At 69.3% G+C, this 15,053-nt stretch carries 13 protein-coding genes and 2 tRNA genes; 3 read left to right on the top strand and 12 right to left on the bottom strand.

Going from position 1 to position 15,053, the window contains the following annotated elements; all coding sequences use genetic code 11:
- Positions 1-26 precede the first annotated feature (26 nt).
- Positions 27-353 (bottom strand): zinc finger domain-containing protein, encoded by a 327-nt coding sequence (locus ACN263_RS30065; protein ID WP_422737565.1) that lies wholly within the window; start codon positions 351-353, stop codon positions 27-29.
- 105 nt (positions 354-458) lie between these two features.
- Between ACN263_RS30065 and ACN263_RS30060 the strand changes: the two genes are divergently transcribed.
- Positions 459-1,181 (top strand): LPXTG cell wall anchor domain-containing protein, encoded by a 723-nt coding sequence (locus tag ACN263_RS30060; protein ID WP_422737564.1) that lies wholly within the window; start codon positions 459-461, stop codon positions 1,179-1,181.
- Positions 1,182-1,406: 225 nt separating this feature from the next.
- Here the strand turns inward: ACN263_RS30060 and ACN263_RS30055 are convergent.
- The 6 genes from ACN263_RS30055 to gyrB all read right to left on the bottom strand — a co-directional run bounded on the left by ACN263_RS30055 (position 1,407) and on the right by gyrB (position 8,685).
- Positions 1,407-1,482, bottom strand: a tRNA-Ala gene (locus ACN263_RS30055).
- A 37-nt stretch (positions 1,483-1,519) separates the two neighbouring features.
- A complete protein-coding gene (locus ACN263_RS30050) occupies positions 1,520-1,648 on the bottom strand; it encodes a DLW-39 family protein (protein ID WP_007453934.1) in 129 nt (42 codons plus the stop codon).
- A 42-nt stretch (positions 1,649-1,690) separates the two neighbouring features.
- Positions 1,691-1,764: transfer RNA gene (locus tag ACN263_RS30045), tRNA-Ile, on the bottom strand.
- A gap of 151 nt (positions 1,765-1,915) precedes the next feature.
- Positions 1,916-2,821 carry a DUF3566 domain-containing protein gene (locus tag ACN263_RS30040; RefSeq protein ID WP_422737563.1) on the bottom strand — a complete coding sequence of 302 codons (906 nt, stop codon included), beginning with the start codon at positions 2,819-2,821 and terminating at the stop codon, positions 1,916-1,918.
- Positions 2,822-2,825: 4 nt separating this feature from the next.
- A complete protein-coding gene (gyrA, locus tag ACN263_RS30035; protein WP_422737562.1) occupies positions 2,826-6,608 on the bottom strand; it encodes an intein-containing DNA gyrase subunit A in 3,783 nt (1,260 codons plus the stop codon).
- A 130-nt stretch (positions 6,609-6,738) separates the two neighbouring features.
- On the bottom strand, positions 6,739-8,685 hold the full coding sequence (gyrB, locus tag ACN263_RS30030) for a DNA topoisomerase (ATP-hydrolyzing) subunit B (protein WP_422737561.1): 1,947 nt from the start codon (positions 8,683-8,685) through the stop codon (positions 6,739-6,741).
- Between the two features lie 524 nt (positions 8,686-9,209).
- Here gyrB and ACN263_RS30025 point away from each other — a divergent pair.
- Entirely contained in the window at positions 9,210-9,764 is a 555-nt protein-coding gene (locus ACN263_RS30025; RefSeq protein ID WP_422737560.1) for a hypothetical protein, read from the top strand.
- Here the strand turns inward: ACN263_RS30025 and ACN263_RS30020 are convergent.
- Positions 9,749-10,234, bottom strand: coding sequence for a MarR family winged helix-turn-helix transcriptional regulator (locus ACN263_RS30020; RefSeq protein ID WP_422737559.1), 486 nt, complete (start codon positions 10,232-10,234; stop codon positions 9,749-9,751). The two genes, ACN263_RS30025 and ACN263_RS30020, sit on opposite strands and share 16 nt — an antisense overlap.
- A 79-nt stretch (positions 10,235-10,313) precedes the next feature.
- Between ACN263_RS30020 and ACN263_RS30015 the strand changes: the two genes are divergently transcribed.
- A complete protein-coding gene (locus ACN263_RS30015; protein ID WP_422737558.1) occupies positions 10,314-10,541 on the top strand; it encodes a hypothetical protein in 228 nt (75 codons plus the stop codon).
- Between the two features lie 8 nt (positions 10,542-10,549).
- On the opposite strand, the gene ACN263_RS30010 is transcribed toward ACN263_RS30015, so the two are convergent.
- From ACN263_RS30010 to dnaN, 4 genes are read right to left on the bottom strand one after another with little or no spacing between them, the layout of a single operon-like run.
- Positions 10,550-11,182, bottom strand: a complete 633-nt coding sequence (locus ACN263_RS30010) for a DUF721 domain-containing protein (RefSeq protein WP_422737557.1) — start codon at positions 11,180-11,182, stop codon at positions 10,550-10,552.
- Complete coding sequence (gene recF, locus ACN263_RS30005; RefSeq protein WP_422737556.1) at positions 11,172-12,305, bottom strand: DNA replication/repair protein RecF; 1,134 nt, start codon at positions 12,303-12,305, stop codon at positions 11,172-11,174. Before recF ends, ACN263_RS30010 begins: the two co-directional genes overlap by 11 nt.
- Before the next feature lie 16 nt (positions 12,306-12,321).
- Complete coding sequence (gnd, locus tag ACN263_RS30000) at positions 12,322-13,194, bottom strand: phosphogluconate dehydrogenase (NAD(+)-dependent, decarboxylating) (RefSeq protein WP_422737555.1); 873 nt, start codon at positions 13,192-13,194, stop codon at positions 12,322-12,324.
- A 38-nt stretch (positions 13,195-13,232) separates the two neighbouring features.
- Positions 13,233-14,366 (bottom strand): DNA polymerase III subunit beta, encoded by a 1,134-nt coding sequence (dnaN, locus tag ACN263_RS29995; RefSeq protein ID WP_422737554.1) that lies wholly within the window; start codon positions 14,364-14,366, stop codon positions 13,233-13,235.
- Positions 14,367-15,053: the final 687 nt, after the last annotated feature.

Here is a 15,053-nt window from a genome sequence, read left to right as displayed (position 1 = left end):
AGGGCGACCCACAACCCGACACGTCATTACCGGAGCGGCCCGGGGATCGGCACCTCACCCCGGATCGCCCGTCGGGCCAACTCGACACGCTCCGGGTGCAGCCTGTCGTCGCCAAGGGGGTGACCAGGTGAGTTGATGCAGCGTTGCCCCGACGCGGCGCTGCACACCGGGCAGGAGAGGAAGAACCCGCAGGACGGCACGAGTTCCACGCCCTGGGCCAGCGCGGATCTGCCGATCTTGATAAGTGCCTTGAACAGGTCGTCATCCTGGTGCCGCGTGGCGGCAGCGGCTACCTCCCGCATCCCCTCCCAGAACTTCTCCGCCGAATCTGGTTCGTTCACGTCGATGCGCACGAGCGTGGATCCCCGCGTCCCGTGCCGGTAAACGCGGGCTCATGCGGTACGCCCGTCGGCGGTAGTATCCCCAGGCTTTGATCTACAACGGGGAGGACCATCCACATGCGAGGGAAGATTCCGGCCGGCATTGCGATAGCGCTGGCCTTCATGGTTCCGGCGGCGCCGGCGATGGCGCAGAGCGCATCGCCCGGCCTCGACCAGAACTGCCAGACGATCGAGCGCAAGTCGTTCAAGGACATCCGCGAGCTGTTCACCATCGACCTGGACACCGCCACCACCACCCAGCTTCGGGTGCTGACGGCCCAGATCCTGCACTACGCGGACACCGAGGGCCTGCCGACCCTGCCCGACGTCATCCAGGAGCCGCTGAACGGCACCTCGGATGACCTGCGCGCCTGGCTCAAGACCGACGCCCAGAAGGTCTGGGCTGTTGACCTGCGAATCTCGGTGGTCCGGACGCTCACCGCCGCTGGCCCCAAGGTGAAGGAGGCCACGCAGAAGACGCTCGACGAGGCATCCGTCGACGGCTACCTGGCCTACCTGAACGACGGCCTGTACGCCGCCCGAGCACTCGACTGCGCGTCGGAGCCCACCCCGACGGCGACGGCGACGCCGACGTCGCAGCCCACCCCGACGGCGAGCGCCACGTCAACTGTCGCCCCGACCGCGGCCACCTCCACCAGCCCGGTCGCCGGCGGCGGTGGTGGACTCCCCGTCACCGGTGCCGACACCGCGACCGTGGCCGGCATCGGCGGTGCGCTCCTGCTCGTCGGCGGCGCGAGCTTCGTCATCGCACGTCGACGCCGCGCCCGCTTCGTGGCGTAGCTCGTCCCGGAAGCGCCCGGCCCGACACGGCGTCGGGCCGGGCGCTTCTCGTCGATCTTGCACTTTCGGTTGCCGACACACCCCTTGTGTGGGGATATGTCAGCGCAGAAAGTGCAAGATCGATGCGGTAGGAGGCCGGGAACCGGCGCGTCGTCGTCGTGAGCCAGCCGCCGAACGTCTACTCGGCCCTCGCCTGGGAGAAACCCGGTGACCTGCACCGGGGCTTGGTGGAGCCCAGGGGACTCGAACCCCTAACCCCTGCCTTGCAAAGGCAGTGCTCTGCCAGTTGAGCTAGGGCCCCGTGGACGACGGCGACCGGATCGCCGCCAGCGGTGACGTCAGCGCAGGTCGGGCGCGGTGGTCGCCTCGTGCCAGAGGGCACGCTCGTCGTTGGCGGCCTTGACCTTGTTGAAGACGACGGCAGCCACACCGACGACGCCGGCCAGGATCAGCAGCTTCTTGAACATGGTGCAACCCCTCGTGCTCGACGACCGTCGGACGATGTGCGGTGGGGCTAGCTGGAATCGAACCAGCGACCTCAGAGTTATCAGCTCTGCGCTCTAACCGACTGAGCTATAGCCCCGCGTTGCGACGAGCAAGATTAACCCATCCGCTACGCCGGCCCCAAATCGGGGTCCGACCGGCGGGCCGGGCCGTCGACGCCCGCAAAATCTACCCGAGTACGAGACGTCGGGGCGACCGCATTCCGCAGTGCCCCGACGCCCCGTGCACACTCAGTCCCGCTCGGCGAGCGTCAGCTCGATCCCGCCGACCAGGTCGGCGCAGACGTTGTAGACGAACGCCCCCAGCGTGGCCAGCGCGGTGAACAGCACCACGTTGACCAGGCCGATCAGCGCCGAGCTGAGGATCACGCCCTTGGCGGTGATCTGGAACCCGCTGGTGCTCTGCCCACCGCCGGCGTTCACCAGGTCGCTGAGGCTGTCGTTCACGCTCTGGAACACGCCCATCGCGTCCAACGCCAGGTAGAGCACCGACGTGGCGACCACCACGACGATGAACAGCACCACCGACACCGCGAACGCGAACTTCATCACGGACCAGGGGTCGATCCGCTTGAGGTTCAGCCGGGCCCGGCGCGGCCCGCGGGACGCCGCCGAGCTGACCGACGTACGCGCGGCACGGACCGCCTCGCCGACGCGGGCAGCCCCGACGGCGGACGGGTTGCCGATCCCCGGCGGCAGACCGCCACCGCTCGCGGGGCGACCACCTGGGGTCGTACGCCCCGAATCCGGCGGGGTCATGCCCGGTGTGATCCGGGGCTGCGTGCCGGTGGCACCGGTCGATGTCGCCTGACCGGGCCGGGTGCTGATCGGCTGCGTGGTGGTCGGACGCGCCGGGTTCGGGGCGGCCGCGGTGGGGGCCGCCGCAGTGGAGGTCGACGTCTCGCCGGCCGACTTCTCGGCCTTGGCGTCACCCGATCCCGCGTCCTCGCCGGGCTGCTCCGGCGGGGGTGTCATGCCGGGAGCCCGGGTGAATTTCGGGGCAGGCGCGTCGGCGGGAACCGTGGCCCGGCCCACGGCCGCGCGGCCGGTCGCTGGTGTGCCGCCCTTGGCGGCCTCCTCGTCGACCGGGTTGGCCGAGGTCCCCGTGTTCCCCGACTTCGCCTGTGTCTCCGTCATTCAACTAGTCCTGTTCGTCAGGCTCGTCGGCATTGCGAGCAATCGCCACGATAGTCACGCCGTCCGGGAGGTCCATCAGCTTGACCCCCATTGTGTTCCGGTCACGCGTACGGCGTACAGGCTTCACCGGAGTCCGGATGACACCACCGTTGCTGGTGATCGCGAACAGCTCGTCGTCCGGGTCGATCACCACCGCACCGACCAGACCACCGCGCCGTTCGGTGATCTTCGCAGTCAGCACGCCCTTACCTCCCCGGCCCTGCACCGGGTATTCCTCGATCGGGGTACGTTTCGCGTATCCCCCGTTCGTGGCCACCAGGACGTCCAGACCCTCCCGAACGACCTCCATGGCGAGCAGGACGTCGTCGTCCGTGAAGCGCATGCCGATCACGCCCGAAGTGGCCCGACCCATCGGCCGCAACGCCTCGTCCGAGGCATTGAACCGGATCGCCTGCGCCTTCTTCGAGACCAGCAGCAGGTCGTTCTCCGGCGCCACCAGAGCAGCACCGACCAGCTCGTCCTCATCGCGCAGGTTGATCGCGATGATGCCGCCGGAACGGTTGGAGTCGAACTCCTCGAGCCGCGTCTTCTTCACCAGGCCGTTCTTCGTGGCCAGTACCAGATAGGGCGCTACCTGGTAGTCCGGGATTTCGATGATCTGCGCGATCTGCTCATCCGGTTGGAAGGCGAGCAGATTGGCCACGTGTTGGCCCTTGGCTACCCTACTGGCTTCCGGCAACTCGTACGCCTTGGCCCGGTACACCCGGCCCTTGTTCGTGAAGAACAGGATCCAGTCGTGGGTCGAGCACACGAAGAAGTGGCTGACGATGTCGTCCTGCCGCAGCGTGGCGCCACTGACGCCCTTACCGCCGCGCCGCTGCGAGCGGTACAGGTCGACCTTGGTCCGCTTGGCGTACCCGGTCCGGGTGATCGTGACGACCACGTCCTCCCGGGCGATGAGGTCCTCCATCGAGACCTCGCCGTCGAACGGGATGATCTGCGTACGCCGATCGTCGCCCCACTTCGCGATGATCTCGCCCAGCTCCTCCGAGACGATCTTCCGCTGCCGCTCCGGCTTCGCGAGGATGTCCTTCAGGTCGGCGATCTCGATCTCGAGCTTGGCCAGGTCGTCGAGGATCCGCTGCCGCTCAAGGGCGGCGAGGCGACGCAACTGCATGTCCAGGATCGCGGTCGCCTGGATCTCGTCGATCTCCAGCAGCCGGATCAGGCCCTGCCGGGCGTCGTCCACCGTCGGCGACCGCCGGATCAGCGCGATCACCTCGTCCAGCGCGTCCAGCGCCTTGGACAGACCGCGCAGGATGTGCGCCCGCTCCTCGGCCTTGCGCAGCCGGAACGCGGTCCGCCGGCGGATCACGTCGATCTGGTGCTCGACGTAGTACCGGATGAACTGCGCCAGGTTGAGCGTGCGCGGCACCCCGTCCACGAGCGCCAGCATGTTGGCGCCGAACGTCTCCTGAAGCTGCGTGTGCTTGTAGAGGTTGTTCAGCACCACCTTGGCGACCGCGTCGCGCTTGAGCACCAGCACGAGCCGCATACCGGTACGACCGGAGGACTCGTCGCGGATGTCGGCGATCCCGGCGAGCTTGCCCTCCTTGATCAGCTCGGCGATCCGCTCGGCAAGATTGTCCGGGTTGACCTGGTAGGGCAGCTCGCTGACGACCAGGCAGGGCCGACCCCGCTTGTCCTCCTCGACCTCCACCACGGCCCGCATCCGGATCGAACCGCGACCCGTGCGGTAGGCGTCCTGGATCGCGGTCGTACCGACGATCAGACCGTACGTCGGGAAGTCCGGACCCTTGACGATGCCCAGCAGGGCTTCGAGGGTCGTCGCCTCGTCCTCCTCCGGGTGCTCCAGGCACCACTGCACGGCCGCGCCGATCTCCCGCAGGTTGTGCGGCGGGATCTTGGTGGCCATGCCGACCGCGATGCCCTCGGAGCCGTTGACCAGCAGGTTCGGAATCCGCGACGGCAGGATCGTGGGCTCCTTGGCCCGGCCGTCGTAGTTGTCCTGCATATCGACGGTGTCCTCGTCGATATCCCGCATCATCTCCATGGCCAGCGGGTCGAGCTTGCACTCGGTGTTGTGGCTGACGAACCCGTCCGAGACGAACGAGTGGTCGTCGGTGTCCACCCGGACGCTGTAGACCGGCTGCACGCCGGCGTCCGTGATCTGCGCCACCTCGGCGTAGTAGAAACGCCCGTCGACCAACGGCTCGACCACGTCGAGCACCTCGGAGTTGGTGATCCGGGCCGCGATCTCGGCCCGGTCCCGCTCCCACCGCTCGATGCGGTCCACGTTGTGCCGGCGCAGCCAGTCCCGCTCGGTCCAACGCGTCGCGCCGTGCTCGCGGATGAAGTCGCCGACCAGCGGCACATGGTCGCTGGAGAGCGCGGTGCTGCTCGCCGGCACCTGGGCCAGCTCGGCCTCCAGCTTGGCCTGCTTACGGCCGAGGAAGCCGACGTGCGCGGCGAAGATCCGGGCGTCCCGCCGGTTGGTCACCACGACCTTGATCTCGCCGTTGTCGTACCGGGTCTGCCGGCTGACCACACCGAACTCCAGCAGCAACTGCTGGACCTCGGCCGCCAGGCGCTCGCTCCGCGTCGAGTACGAGATCTGGATGGTGTTGCGCGGCAGCAGCGACGACGAGCCGTCACCCTCGAACAGCGCCTGGAGGAACGCCCGCTTGACCGCGGCCGGCCCCTGCCAGACGAACTCCGGAACGAACTTCGCGGCACTGCGCGCGCCCACCAGTTCGCCGAGGAAGCTCGCACGCAGCGCGGTGAGATCCTGCACGTCGAGTTCGTTCAGGGTGCTGCCAGAAGCGATGACCCGCTCGCTGACGTAGCGGGGTCCGCCGACGGCGAGGTCGTAGGCCGCGAGGACGCGGACAAAGAAATCCCGGTCGACGTTGTTGAACCCGGCCCGATTCGGAGAGACCCACCCCTCGCTGACGAAGGCGCCGGCGAGGACTGCCGCCTCGACGTGCTCCAGCATCGGGTAGCCGATCTCGTCCGGCACGCTGCGCTGCAGGACCACCCGGTCGCCGGGGGAGATCTCGGCGAGCAGCTTCCACAGCAGGGTCGGCACGCCGGCCAGGTCCACCAGGCACAGCACCGGGTGGTTGTGGGTGCCGGTCAGCTCGTACCCCTCGCGGGTGCGCAGCCGCAGCGTCGGGTGCTCACCGGAGTGGAAGAACTTGCTGGCGCGGACCAGGTCGCCGTTGCGGTCGCGGACCTTGAGGTCGATGTCGGTCTCGCTGGACGGCGCGGCGTCCGCCATCACGTCCGCGATCCGCACGCTGCCCTCAGCGGTACGAATCCGAACATCTGCGGTAACGCAGTAACGCATGGCGGCGGCCGGATCGTTACCGGGCGAGCCGAAGTTGCCATTGCCGTCGACCAGCGGGTAGCGCAGCGACCAGGGCTGCGCCATCCGGACCAGCGCGTCGTAGATCGGCGAGTCGCCGTGCGGGTGGAACTGGCCCATCACGTCGCCGACGACCCGGGAGCACTTCACGTAGCCGCGGTCCGGCCGGTAGCCGGAGTCGAACATGGCGTAGAGGATCTTGCGGTGGACCGGCTTGAGCCCGTCCCGGACGTCCGGCAGCGCGCGCCCGACGATGACGCTCATCGCGTAGTCGAGGTAGGAGCGCTGCATCTCCACCTCGAGCCCGACCGGTTCGATCCGGTCGTGCGCGACCACCGCGGCGATGGCCTCGGCAGGTACCTCAGGCTCGTTCGGTGTGGACTCGGGAGAATCGGTCACTGTATACCCTTATCAGACTCAGAGTCGTTTTCGTGCTGTGGATAACGGCTGTGGATAGCCGCCAAGCTGTGGATAACTCTGTGGACCGGCGGGCCAGCCGGGTTCTGCCCGGCTGGCCCGCCGACGTCCGTCAGATGTCCAGGAACCGCACATCCTTGGCGTTGCGCTGGATGAACGACCGCCGGGCTTCGACGTCCTCACCCATCAGGACGCTGAACAACTCGTCTGCGGTTGCAGCGTCGTCGAGCGTGACCTGACGCAGGGTGCGGGTGGCCGGGTTCATCGTGGTCTCCCACAGCTCGGGATAGTTCATCTCGCCGAGGCCCTTGAACCGCTGGATGTCGTCCGGCTTGGCGTTCGGCTTCTTCTGCTGGCGCAGCGCCACCAGCCCGTCGCGTTCCCGGTCCGAGTACGCGTACTGGGCGTCGTCGCCCTTCTTGTTCCACTTGATCTTGTAGAGCGGCGGGGCGGCCAGGTAGACGTGCCCCAACTCGACCAGCGGACGCATGAAGCGGAACAGCAGGGTGAGCAGCAGCGTCTGGATGTGCTGGCCGTCGACGTCGGCGTCGGCCATCAACACGATCTTGTGGTAGCGCAGCTTCTCGATGTCGAAGTCGTCGTGGATGCCGGTGCCGAGCGCGGTGATCAGCGCCTGCACCTCATTGTTCTTGAGCACCCGGTCGATCCGGGCCTTCTCCACGTTGAGGATCTTGCCGCGGATGGGCAGGATCGCTTGGACGCGCGGGTCACGACCCTGCTTGGCCGAGCCGCCCGCCGAGTCACCTTCGACGATGAAGACCTCGGACTCGCGCGGGTCGGTCGACTGGCAGTCGGCGAGCTTGCCGGGCATCGAGCCGGACTCCAGCAGCGACTTGCGCCGGGCCAGCTTGCGGGCCTGCTGCGCGGCGATGCGGGCGCGGGCGGCCTGGGACGCCTTCTGGATGATCATCTTGGCTTCGGCCGGGTTGCGGTCGAACCAGTCGACCAGCCGGTCGTTGCAGACCCGCTGCACGAAGCTCTTCACCGGGGTGTTGCCGAGCTTGGTCTTGGTCTGTCCCTCGAACTGCGGGTTGGTGAGCTTGACCGAGATGATCGCCGCGAGCCCTTCGCGGATGTCCTCACCGGAGAGCTTCTCGTCGCTCTTGAGCAGCTTCTTGTCGGCGCCGTAGCGGTTGACGACGCTGGTCAGCGCGGAGCGGAAGCCCTCCTCGTGGGTGCCGCCCTCGTGGGTGTTGATGTTGTTGGCGAAGGTGTAGACCGACTCGCCGTACGACTCGTTCCACTGCATGGCGATCTCGAGGGACATGCCCTCCTCCTCGGCGCCGAACTCCACCACCGTCTTGTGGATGGGGTTCTTCGAGGCGTTGAGGTGTCGGACGAAGTCGGCGATGCCGCCGTCGTACCGGAAGGTGACCTCGCGGGGCTTGCCGTCCTCGCCCTCGGCGACCCGCTCGTCGAGCAGGTGGATGGTGAGGCCACGGGTGAGGAAGGCCATCTCCTGGAGGCGCCGGTAGATGGTCTGGAAGTCGAAGTCGACGGTCTCGAAGACGTCCGCGTCCGGCCAGAAGGAGACCGCCGAGCCGGTACGGTCGGTGCTCTCGCCCTTCTCCAGCGGAGTGGGCTTGGAGTTGTGGTACTGCTGCCGCCACACGAAACCGGACTTGTGGATCTCCACGGCCATCTTGGTGGAGAGCGCGTTCACCACGGAGACGCCGACGCCGTGCAGACCACCGGAGACGGCGTACGCCTTGCCGTCGAACTTGCCGCCCGCGTGCAGCACGGTCAACGCGACCTCGACACCCGGCTTCTTGAGCTTGGGGTGCAGGTCGACGGGGAAACCCCGGCCGTTGTCGGTGACCCGGACGCCGCCGTCGGCGAGCAGCACCACGTCGATGGTGTCGCAGTACCCGGCCAGCGCCTCGTCGACCGCGTTGTCCACGACCTCCCAGACGAGGTGGTGCAGACCGCGTTCGCCGGTGGACCCGATGTACATACCGGGCCGCTTGCGGACCGCCTCCAGACCTTCGAGAACGGTGATCGACTCTGCGCCGTACTCCTGCTTGTCCTGCGCTGCCACCCTCGGCCACTTTCTCGCGTCGTCGGCGCCGGTGGGGCGCGTCGGGCGCGGGTTCGGCGGGACAGGACGCGACGTCGGCGCGCGGACCGGTGCCGGAGACCTCCGGACAACGGGTCGAACGCGCCGGTCGCCGCGGTCGCCCGCGGATCGCGATCGGCTCGACCCGGAGTGGAGAATGACCTGGGGCCACCGGCCCCGTTCCCGCGCTCCGCACCGGGTCTTCGTCTCGCTGTCAATCCTACTGTGCGTGGGGGACAGAACCACCACTCGGCACCCTCAACGAGGCGGCTGAGATGTCCGTAGCCGGCAGAACCCCGTTACCCTCGACTCCCCCCACACGCCAGGCTCTGTTCGGACGCGCCGCCCCCGAACGGGTTGACCCGCGCTCGGGCGGGTCGGGGGTCGCGGCCGGATCGTCCGTGCCGTACGTTTGCGGCGCCCCGGATAGCGGCCTTGATCTTTACCGGCCGGAACCGGGACGATCGACCCGATCGACCCGACACGTGCTCTTTAAGAGGTGACAGATGGGGCTGGACAACGTCGCGGTGCACTGGCCGCGGACCGGCCGCTTCTATGATCCGGTGGCGCCGGCCGAGTTCGTCGACTTCGGCGAGATCGTCGACATCCCACGGATCTCCGCGCCGACGGCGGCGCTGGCCGAGCTGATCGCGAAGACCGGCACCGTCCGGGCGACCGCGTACACCGAGCTGGTGGATCTCCTGCTCGGCCTCGAAGGTGTGTTGTACGCCACAGACGCCGCGGCCGAGGACGAGGACCCGGTGATCGACCCGGACGGCTGCGCCTGGATCGCCGGCGGCATCGAACGGTTCGTGGCCGGCCACCGGGAGTACGGCGAGACGGTCACCTTCGACTCGGTGAGCACCGTGCTGCGGGCGCTGCTCGGCGACGGCCGACTGGCGGAGCAGCAGTTGCGCTGGCTGGACACCCGACTCGACGCGTTGCGCGACGAGAGCGGTGATCCGCCGCAGTGGAACTTCACCTGCGCGGAGTTGGGCGTGCTGGCGGCGTTCTACCGGCGCTGCGCCGAGCGCGGCTTCGCCGTCTACGCGGACGCCTGAACCGCCGGCCCGGCGGGCCGGTTGGCGGCGGCGATCACCTGGGTGAGCGCCGCGTGCAGGTGTTGCAGGTCCTCCACGGGCAGTCCGAGACGCTGCACGATCGCAGCCGGGATCCGCTCGGCCTGGGCGCGCAGCGCCAACCCGCTGGCGGTGAGCGTGACGGCGAGGCTGCGCTCGTCGGCGGCGTCCCGTTCCCGGCGCAGGTAGCCGGCCGCTTCGAGCCGCTTGAGCAGGGGTGACAGGGTGCCCGGGTCGAGCTGCAACAGGCGGCTGAGGTCGCGGCCGGACAGCGGCGCGTGTTGCCAGAGCGCCAACATCACCAGGTACTGCGGGTGGGTCAGCCCCATCGGCTCCAGCAGGGGCCGGTAGACGGCCACCACGCTGCGCGCCGCGACCGACAGGGCGAAGCAGACCTGTTGCTCCAGCGCCAGCGGGTCGAGGCCGGGCGGCTTCTTGCTCTCCTCATCCACGGCAACTACCCTACCGATAATTGGTACACCAACTGTTGGTGTGGCAACTCTAGGGTTCTGGCACGCGGAGGGACGGCGGATGAGCGAGGACGGCGCGACCAGCAGGGCACCGGGCGAGGGCGGTCGTCTCCTGAGCTGGGCCTTCCGGCACTTCGCCGGGCCCGCCGACGGCGTGCAGGGCGCGGTGCAGGGTGGTTCGACGGCCGCCCGCGAGGCGTGGAAGCGTGACCTGGCCGAGCGCAAGCGCTTCACCCGGGAACAGCGCGAGCGCAAGCGGGCGGCGCGGGAGGCCGGCAAGCAGCGCTGAGTGCCGGCTCAGCCGTAGGTGTCGCGCGGCCCCCGGCCGCGGACCCGGCGCGGGCCCTTCTGCCAGGACGGCGCGGCCGGGCCGTGGATGTGCAGCTTGCGCACCACGTTGTGACCGACCTCCTGGGCGATCTGCTTGAGCAACGAGCCGGCCAGCAGCCGGAGTTGGGTGGCCCAGGCCGTCGAGCGGGCCTCCACGGTCAACTCGCCGTCCTCCAGCTTGACCGGCCGGCTGTGCTGGGCGACCTCCGCGCCGACCACCTTCTCCCAGGCCCCGAACACGGTGGCCTCGGCCGCCGGCTGCTGCCAGCCGCGCGCCTTCACCAACCGGTTCAGTACCGCGCCCAGGGGCTGCGGGTCACGCGGGTCGGGCCCGGGGCCCGAGTAGCCACGCAGCCGCCGTCCCGAGCCGCCAGCGCCGTCGGTACCACCGGCGGGGGTACGCCGGGTGCGCGCCGCCGCCTGCCGGCGGGACAGCGCGGCGTCCAGCACCGCCCGTGCCAACTCCGGGCCGCTGGGCCCGTCCGGCTGCCCGTCGGTCGCCCCGGCCTCGGGGGTACGCCCGCCCGGAGCGTTCCCGGCCTGCCGGCCGCTGCCGGTGGAGGTGGCGCGCGCCGGGCGGGCCGCTGGCTCATCCGACATGGCGTACCGTCCCCTCGCCAACCTGGTAGCGGGTGCCCCGCAACGCGGCCGGAACGTCGTCGTCCACCGCACAGGTGACCAACAGTTGGCTCGCACCGCCGACCAGTTCCGCCAGCCGTTCCCGACGCCCGGCGTCCAACTCCGCGAAGACGTCGTCGAGCACCAGGACCGGTTCGATGCCGTCGGCGCGCAGCAGGTCGTACCCGGCGAGCCGCAGCGCGAGCGCGAACGACCAGGATTCGCCGTGGCTCGCGTACCCCTTGGCGGGCAGCGGGCCGAGCGACAGGGCCAACTCGTCACGGTGCGGGCCGACGAGCGTGGTGCCACGTTCGATCTCGGCGGTGCGGGAGGCGGCGAGCGCGGTGGTCAGCGCCTCGGCCAGGGTGGCCCGGTCGGTGGTCGGCTCGGCCAGTTCGACCGAGGGCCGGTAGGCGATACCGGCCGCGCCCCGGCCGGCGGCCACCGCGTCGTACGCCTTCGCGACGTGCGGGGTGAGCGCGGCGACCAGCTCCAGTCGGCCGGCGAGCAGTTCCGCGCCGTGTTGGGCCAGGTGGGTGTCCCACACGGCGAGGGTGCCGAGGTCACCGCCCCGGGTGCCGCCGGTCTTGCGGGCGAGGTACGCGGTGCGCAGCAGGGCGTTGCGCTGCTTGACCACGCGTTCGTAGTCGGCGCGTACGCCCGCGTAGCGCGGTTGCCGGTTGACCAGCAGGTCGTCGAGGTAGCGGCGACGCTCGGACGGGTCGCCCCGGACCAGCTCCAGGTCCTCCGGGGCGAACAGCACCAGCCGCAGCGCGCCGAGCACGTCGCGTGCCCGGCGGGCGGGGGACCGGCCCAGCCGGGCGCGGTTGGCCCGACCCGGCACGATCTCCAGCTCGATCAGGAGTTCCCGCCCGTCGTGCACGACCGCGCAGCGGATCACCGCAGCCGAGGCGCCCATCCGGACCAGCGGCGCGTCCGTGGCGACCCGGTGCGAGTCCAGGGTCGCCACGTAACCGAGCGCCTCGACGAGGTTGGTCTTGCCGACGCCGTTGGCGCCGATCAGGACGTTCGCCCCCGGCTGGAGGTCGACGGCGACCCGCTCGTACGAGCGGAAGTCGACAAGTTCCAGCCGGCGGACGTACACAGGTTGTGGATACCGCTCAGCGCTTGTGGACGGCGTGACCGCCGAACTGCTGGCGCAGCGCGGCGACGGCCTTCATGGCGGGCGAGTCGTCCTGGCGCGACTGGAAGCGGGCGAACAGGGAGGCGGTGATGACGTTCAGCGGTACGGCGAGCCGGACCGCCTCGTCGACCGTCCAGCGCCCCTCACCGGTGTCCTCGGTGTAGCCGCTCAGGTCGGCCAGCTCCGGGTCCTCGTCCAGCGCCCGGTCCAGCAGGTCGAGCAGCCAGGAGCGGACGACGGTGCCCTCGCGCCAGGACTTGAACACGCCGGGGACGTTGGTCACCAGCTCGGAGGCGGTCAGCAGCTCGTAGCCCTCGGCGTAGGCGTGCATGAGGCCGTACTCGATGCCGTTGTGCACCATCTTCGAGTAGTGCCCGGCGCCCACCGGGCCGGCGTGCACGAAGCCGAACTCGCCCTCCGGCTTCAGCGCTTCGAAGATCGGCATGAGCCGGTCGACGTGCTCCTGGGCGCCGCCGACCATCAGCCCGTAGCCGTTCTGCCGGCCCCAGACGCCCCCGGAGACGCCGACGTCGACGTAGCCGATGCCGCGCTCGTTCAGCCGCTCGGCGCGGGGCGCGTCGTCGCTGAAGCGGGAGTTCCCGCCGTCGATGATGATGTCGCCGTCCCCGAGCACCTCGGCGAGCTCGTCGATGGTGGCGTCGGTGACGCCGGCCGGCACCATGACCCACACCGCACGCGGTGCTTCGAGCTTCTGCGCCAGCTCGGCGAGGTCAGCCGCGTCGCTCAGCTGCGGGTTGTGATCGAATCCGACCACTTCGTGGCCGGCAGCCCGCAACCGCTCGCGCATGTTGCCGCCCATCCGGCCGAGTCCTACCAGGCCGAGCTGCATGTGTTCCTACCTCCGTGGATCTGGTGTTGCTGGGCCGATCAGCGAGAGACGCGGATCGGCATGATGAGGTACCGATACCCCGGAATGACCTCACCATCCTCGCCAGCGGGTGAGATCACCGCTGGCTTGAAAGCGTCGACGAACGAGAGTACGGCGGTCTGCGCGCCGAGGTTTGCCAGGCCGTCGATGAGGTACTGGGGGTTGAAGCCGATGGTGAGCGGGTCACCGGTGAAGGTGGCCTCCATCGCCTCGCTCGCCCGTGCCTCCTCGGAGCCGCCGGCCTCGACCACCAGGCCGTCGGCGCTGAAGCTGAGCAGCACCGGCGTGGTGCGCTCGGCCACCAGGGCGACCCGCTTGACCACCTCGATCAGTGTGCTCACCGGCACCCGCGCCTCGGCGTTGTGGCTGGCCGGGAAGAGCGAGCGCACCGGCGGGTAGTTGGCGCCGTCGAGCAACCGGCTCGTGGTGCGACGGGTGCCACCGGCGAGGCCGACCATGCCCTCGCCCGCCGCGCCCTGGGCGAGGGCGAGGGTGACCTCGCCGCCCAGCGGGCCGAGCGCCTTGGCCGTGTCGTTCAGGGTGCGGGCCGGGACCAGGGCGTTGATGCTGACCTCGGGGTCGTCCGGTCGCCACTGGATCTCGCGCAGCGCCAGCCGGTACCGGTCGGTGGCGAGCATCGACAGCGTGCTGCCGGAGAGCTCGACGCGGACCCCGGTCATCATCGGCAGCGTCTCGTCACGACCGGCGGCGATGGCCACCTGGGCGACCGCCGTGGCGAAGGCCGCGGCGTCGACGGTGCCGGCGCTCTGCGGCATCTCGGGCAGCGCCGGATAGTCCTCCACCGGCATGGTGGGCAGGGTGAACCGCGCGCTGCCGCAGACCAACTCGAGGTGGGCGCCGACCGCGGCGATGTCGACCGGCTTGGCCGGCAGCGCCTTGGTGATCTCGGCGAGCAGGCGGCCGGAGACCAGCGCGGCGCCGTCGGCGTCGCCCTGCACCTCGACGGTCACCTGACTGGAGACCTCGTAGTCGAACCCGGAGACCCGCAGGTTGCCGTCGGTGACGCGGAGCATCACCCCGGCGAGCACCGGTACGGACGGCCGGTTGGGCAGGCTCTTCGCGGTCCACGCCACGGCCTCGGCGAGCGCGTCGCGCTCCACTCGGAACTTCATCAATGCCTCCGCGTCGACGTCAGCGACAACTCTCTCATGCCGACCGCTGCCTACCGTCCCGCCCGACCGTGCGGGTACCCATCGCACCTTAGGGCGCGGGGACATCGGCTGTGCGCCCGACCCCATGGATCGTGTCGATGCTGACCGGCCTGTCCGGCAGCGTTCGGCACGATCCACAGAAAGCCCAACGGTGATGATTGGTTTTTGTTCTCTTAGAAGAGATAACCCATCGTCTTCATCGCACCTGTGCAAACTGTGGAGAACTCGGGTCTGCGCAGCTCAGACAGGTTATCCACCGGTGAGTTGGCTGTGGAGAACCGGGTGTGAAACCGCGTCGGTTGTCCACACCCCGGCGACGAGGGCCGGTTGTCCACCGTTGTCCACCGGTTGTCCACCGGTAATCCACCGACTTTCTCCCCAGGGTTGTGGACGGTCGAGAAGATCACCATTGCCGTTGTCCCCAGAACCTTCAACAGGCCGTACACACCTTGACGATCGTCGGTGGATAACTTCGTCGTCGTCCCCAGGCGTCCACAGCGTCGTACACAGGGTTTCTCCACAGCCTGTGGGTAACCGATGCGAGACCGACCGTAGTTATCCACCGACGGTGGATAACAAGGTGTGGACAACGAGTGAGCTTCGTGGGGGACACGGCACCGATCCTGTGGCCTACACCATGTCGAGGGT

Origin of the sequence: Micromonospora sp. WMMD729, from assembly GCF_049315225.1 — a bacterium.
GTDB lineage: Bacteria > Actinomycetota > Actinomycetes > Mycobacteriales > Micromonosporaceae > Micromonospora.
This window is presented reverse-complemented; position numbering and strand designations above follow the sequence as displayed.

Excerpts from the sequence above, each read along its gene's own strand:
- ACN263_RS30050 (WP_007453934.1), bottom strand. The coding sequence starts at position 1,648 with ATGTTCAAGAAGCTGCTGATCCTGGCCGGCGTCGTCGGTGTGGCTGCC.
- gnd (WP_422737555.1), bottom strand. The coding sequence starts at position 13,194 with ATGCAGCTCGGCCTGGTAGGACTCGGCCGGATGGGCGGCAACATGCGC.
- ACN263_RS30015 (WP_422737558.1), top strand. The coding sequence starts at position 10,314 with ATGAGCGAGGACGGCGCGACCAGCAGGGCACCGGGCGAGGGCGGTCGT.
- dnaN (WP_422737554.1), bottom strand. The coding sequence starts at position 14,366 with ATGAAGTTCCGAGTGGAGCGCGACGCGCTCGCCGAGGCCGTGGCGTGG.
- ACN263_RS30060 (WP_422737564.1), top strand. The coding sequence starts at position 459 with ATGCGAGGGAAGATTCCGGCCGGCATTGCGATAGCGCTGGCCTTCATG.
- ACN263_RS30040 (WP_422737563.1), bottom strand. The coding sequence starts at position 2,821 with ATGACGGAGACACAGGCGAAGTCGGGGAACACGGGGACCTCGGCCAAC.
- ACN263_RS30025 (WP_422737560.1), top strand. The coding sequence starts at position 9,210 with ATGGGGCTGGACAACGTCGCGGTGCACTGGCCGCGGACCGGCCGCTTC.
- ACN263_RS30010 (WP_422737557.1), bottom strand. The coding sequence starts at position 11,182 with ATGTCGGATGAGCCAGCGGCCCGCCCGGCGCGCGCCACCTCCACCGGC.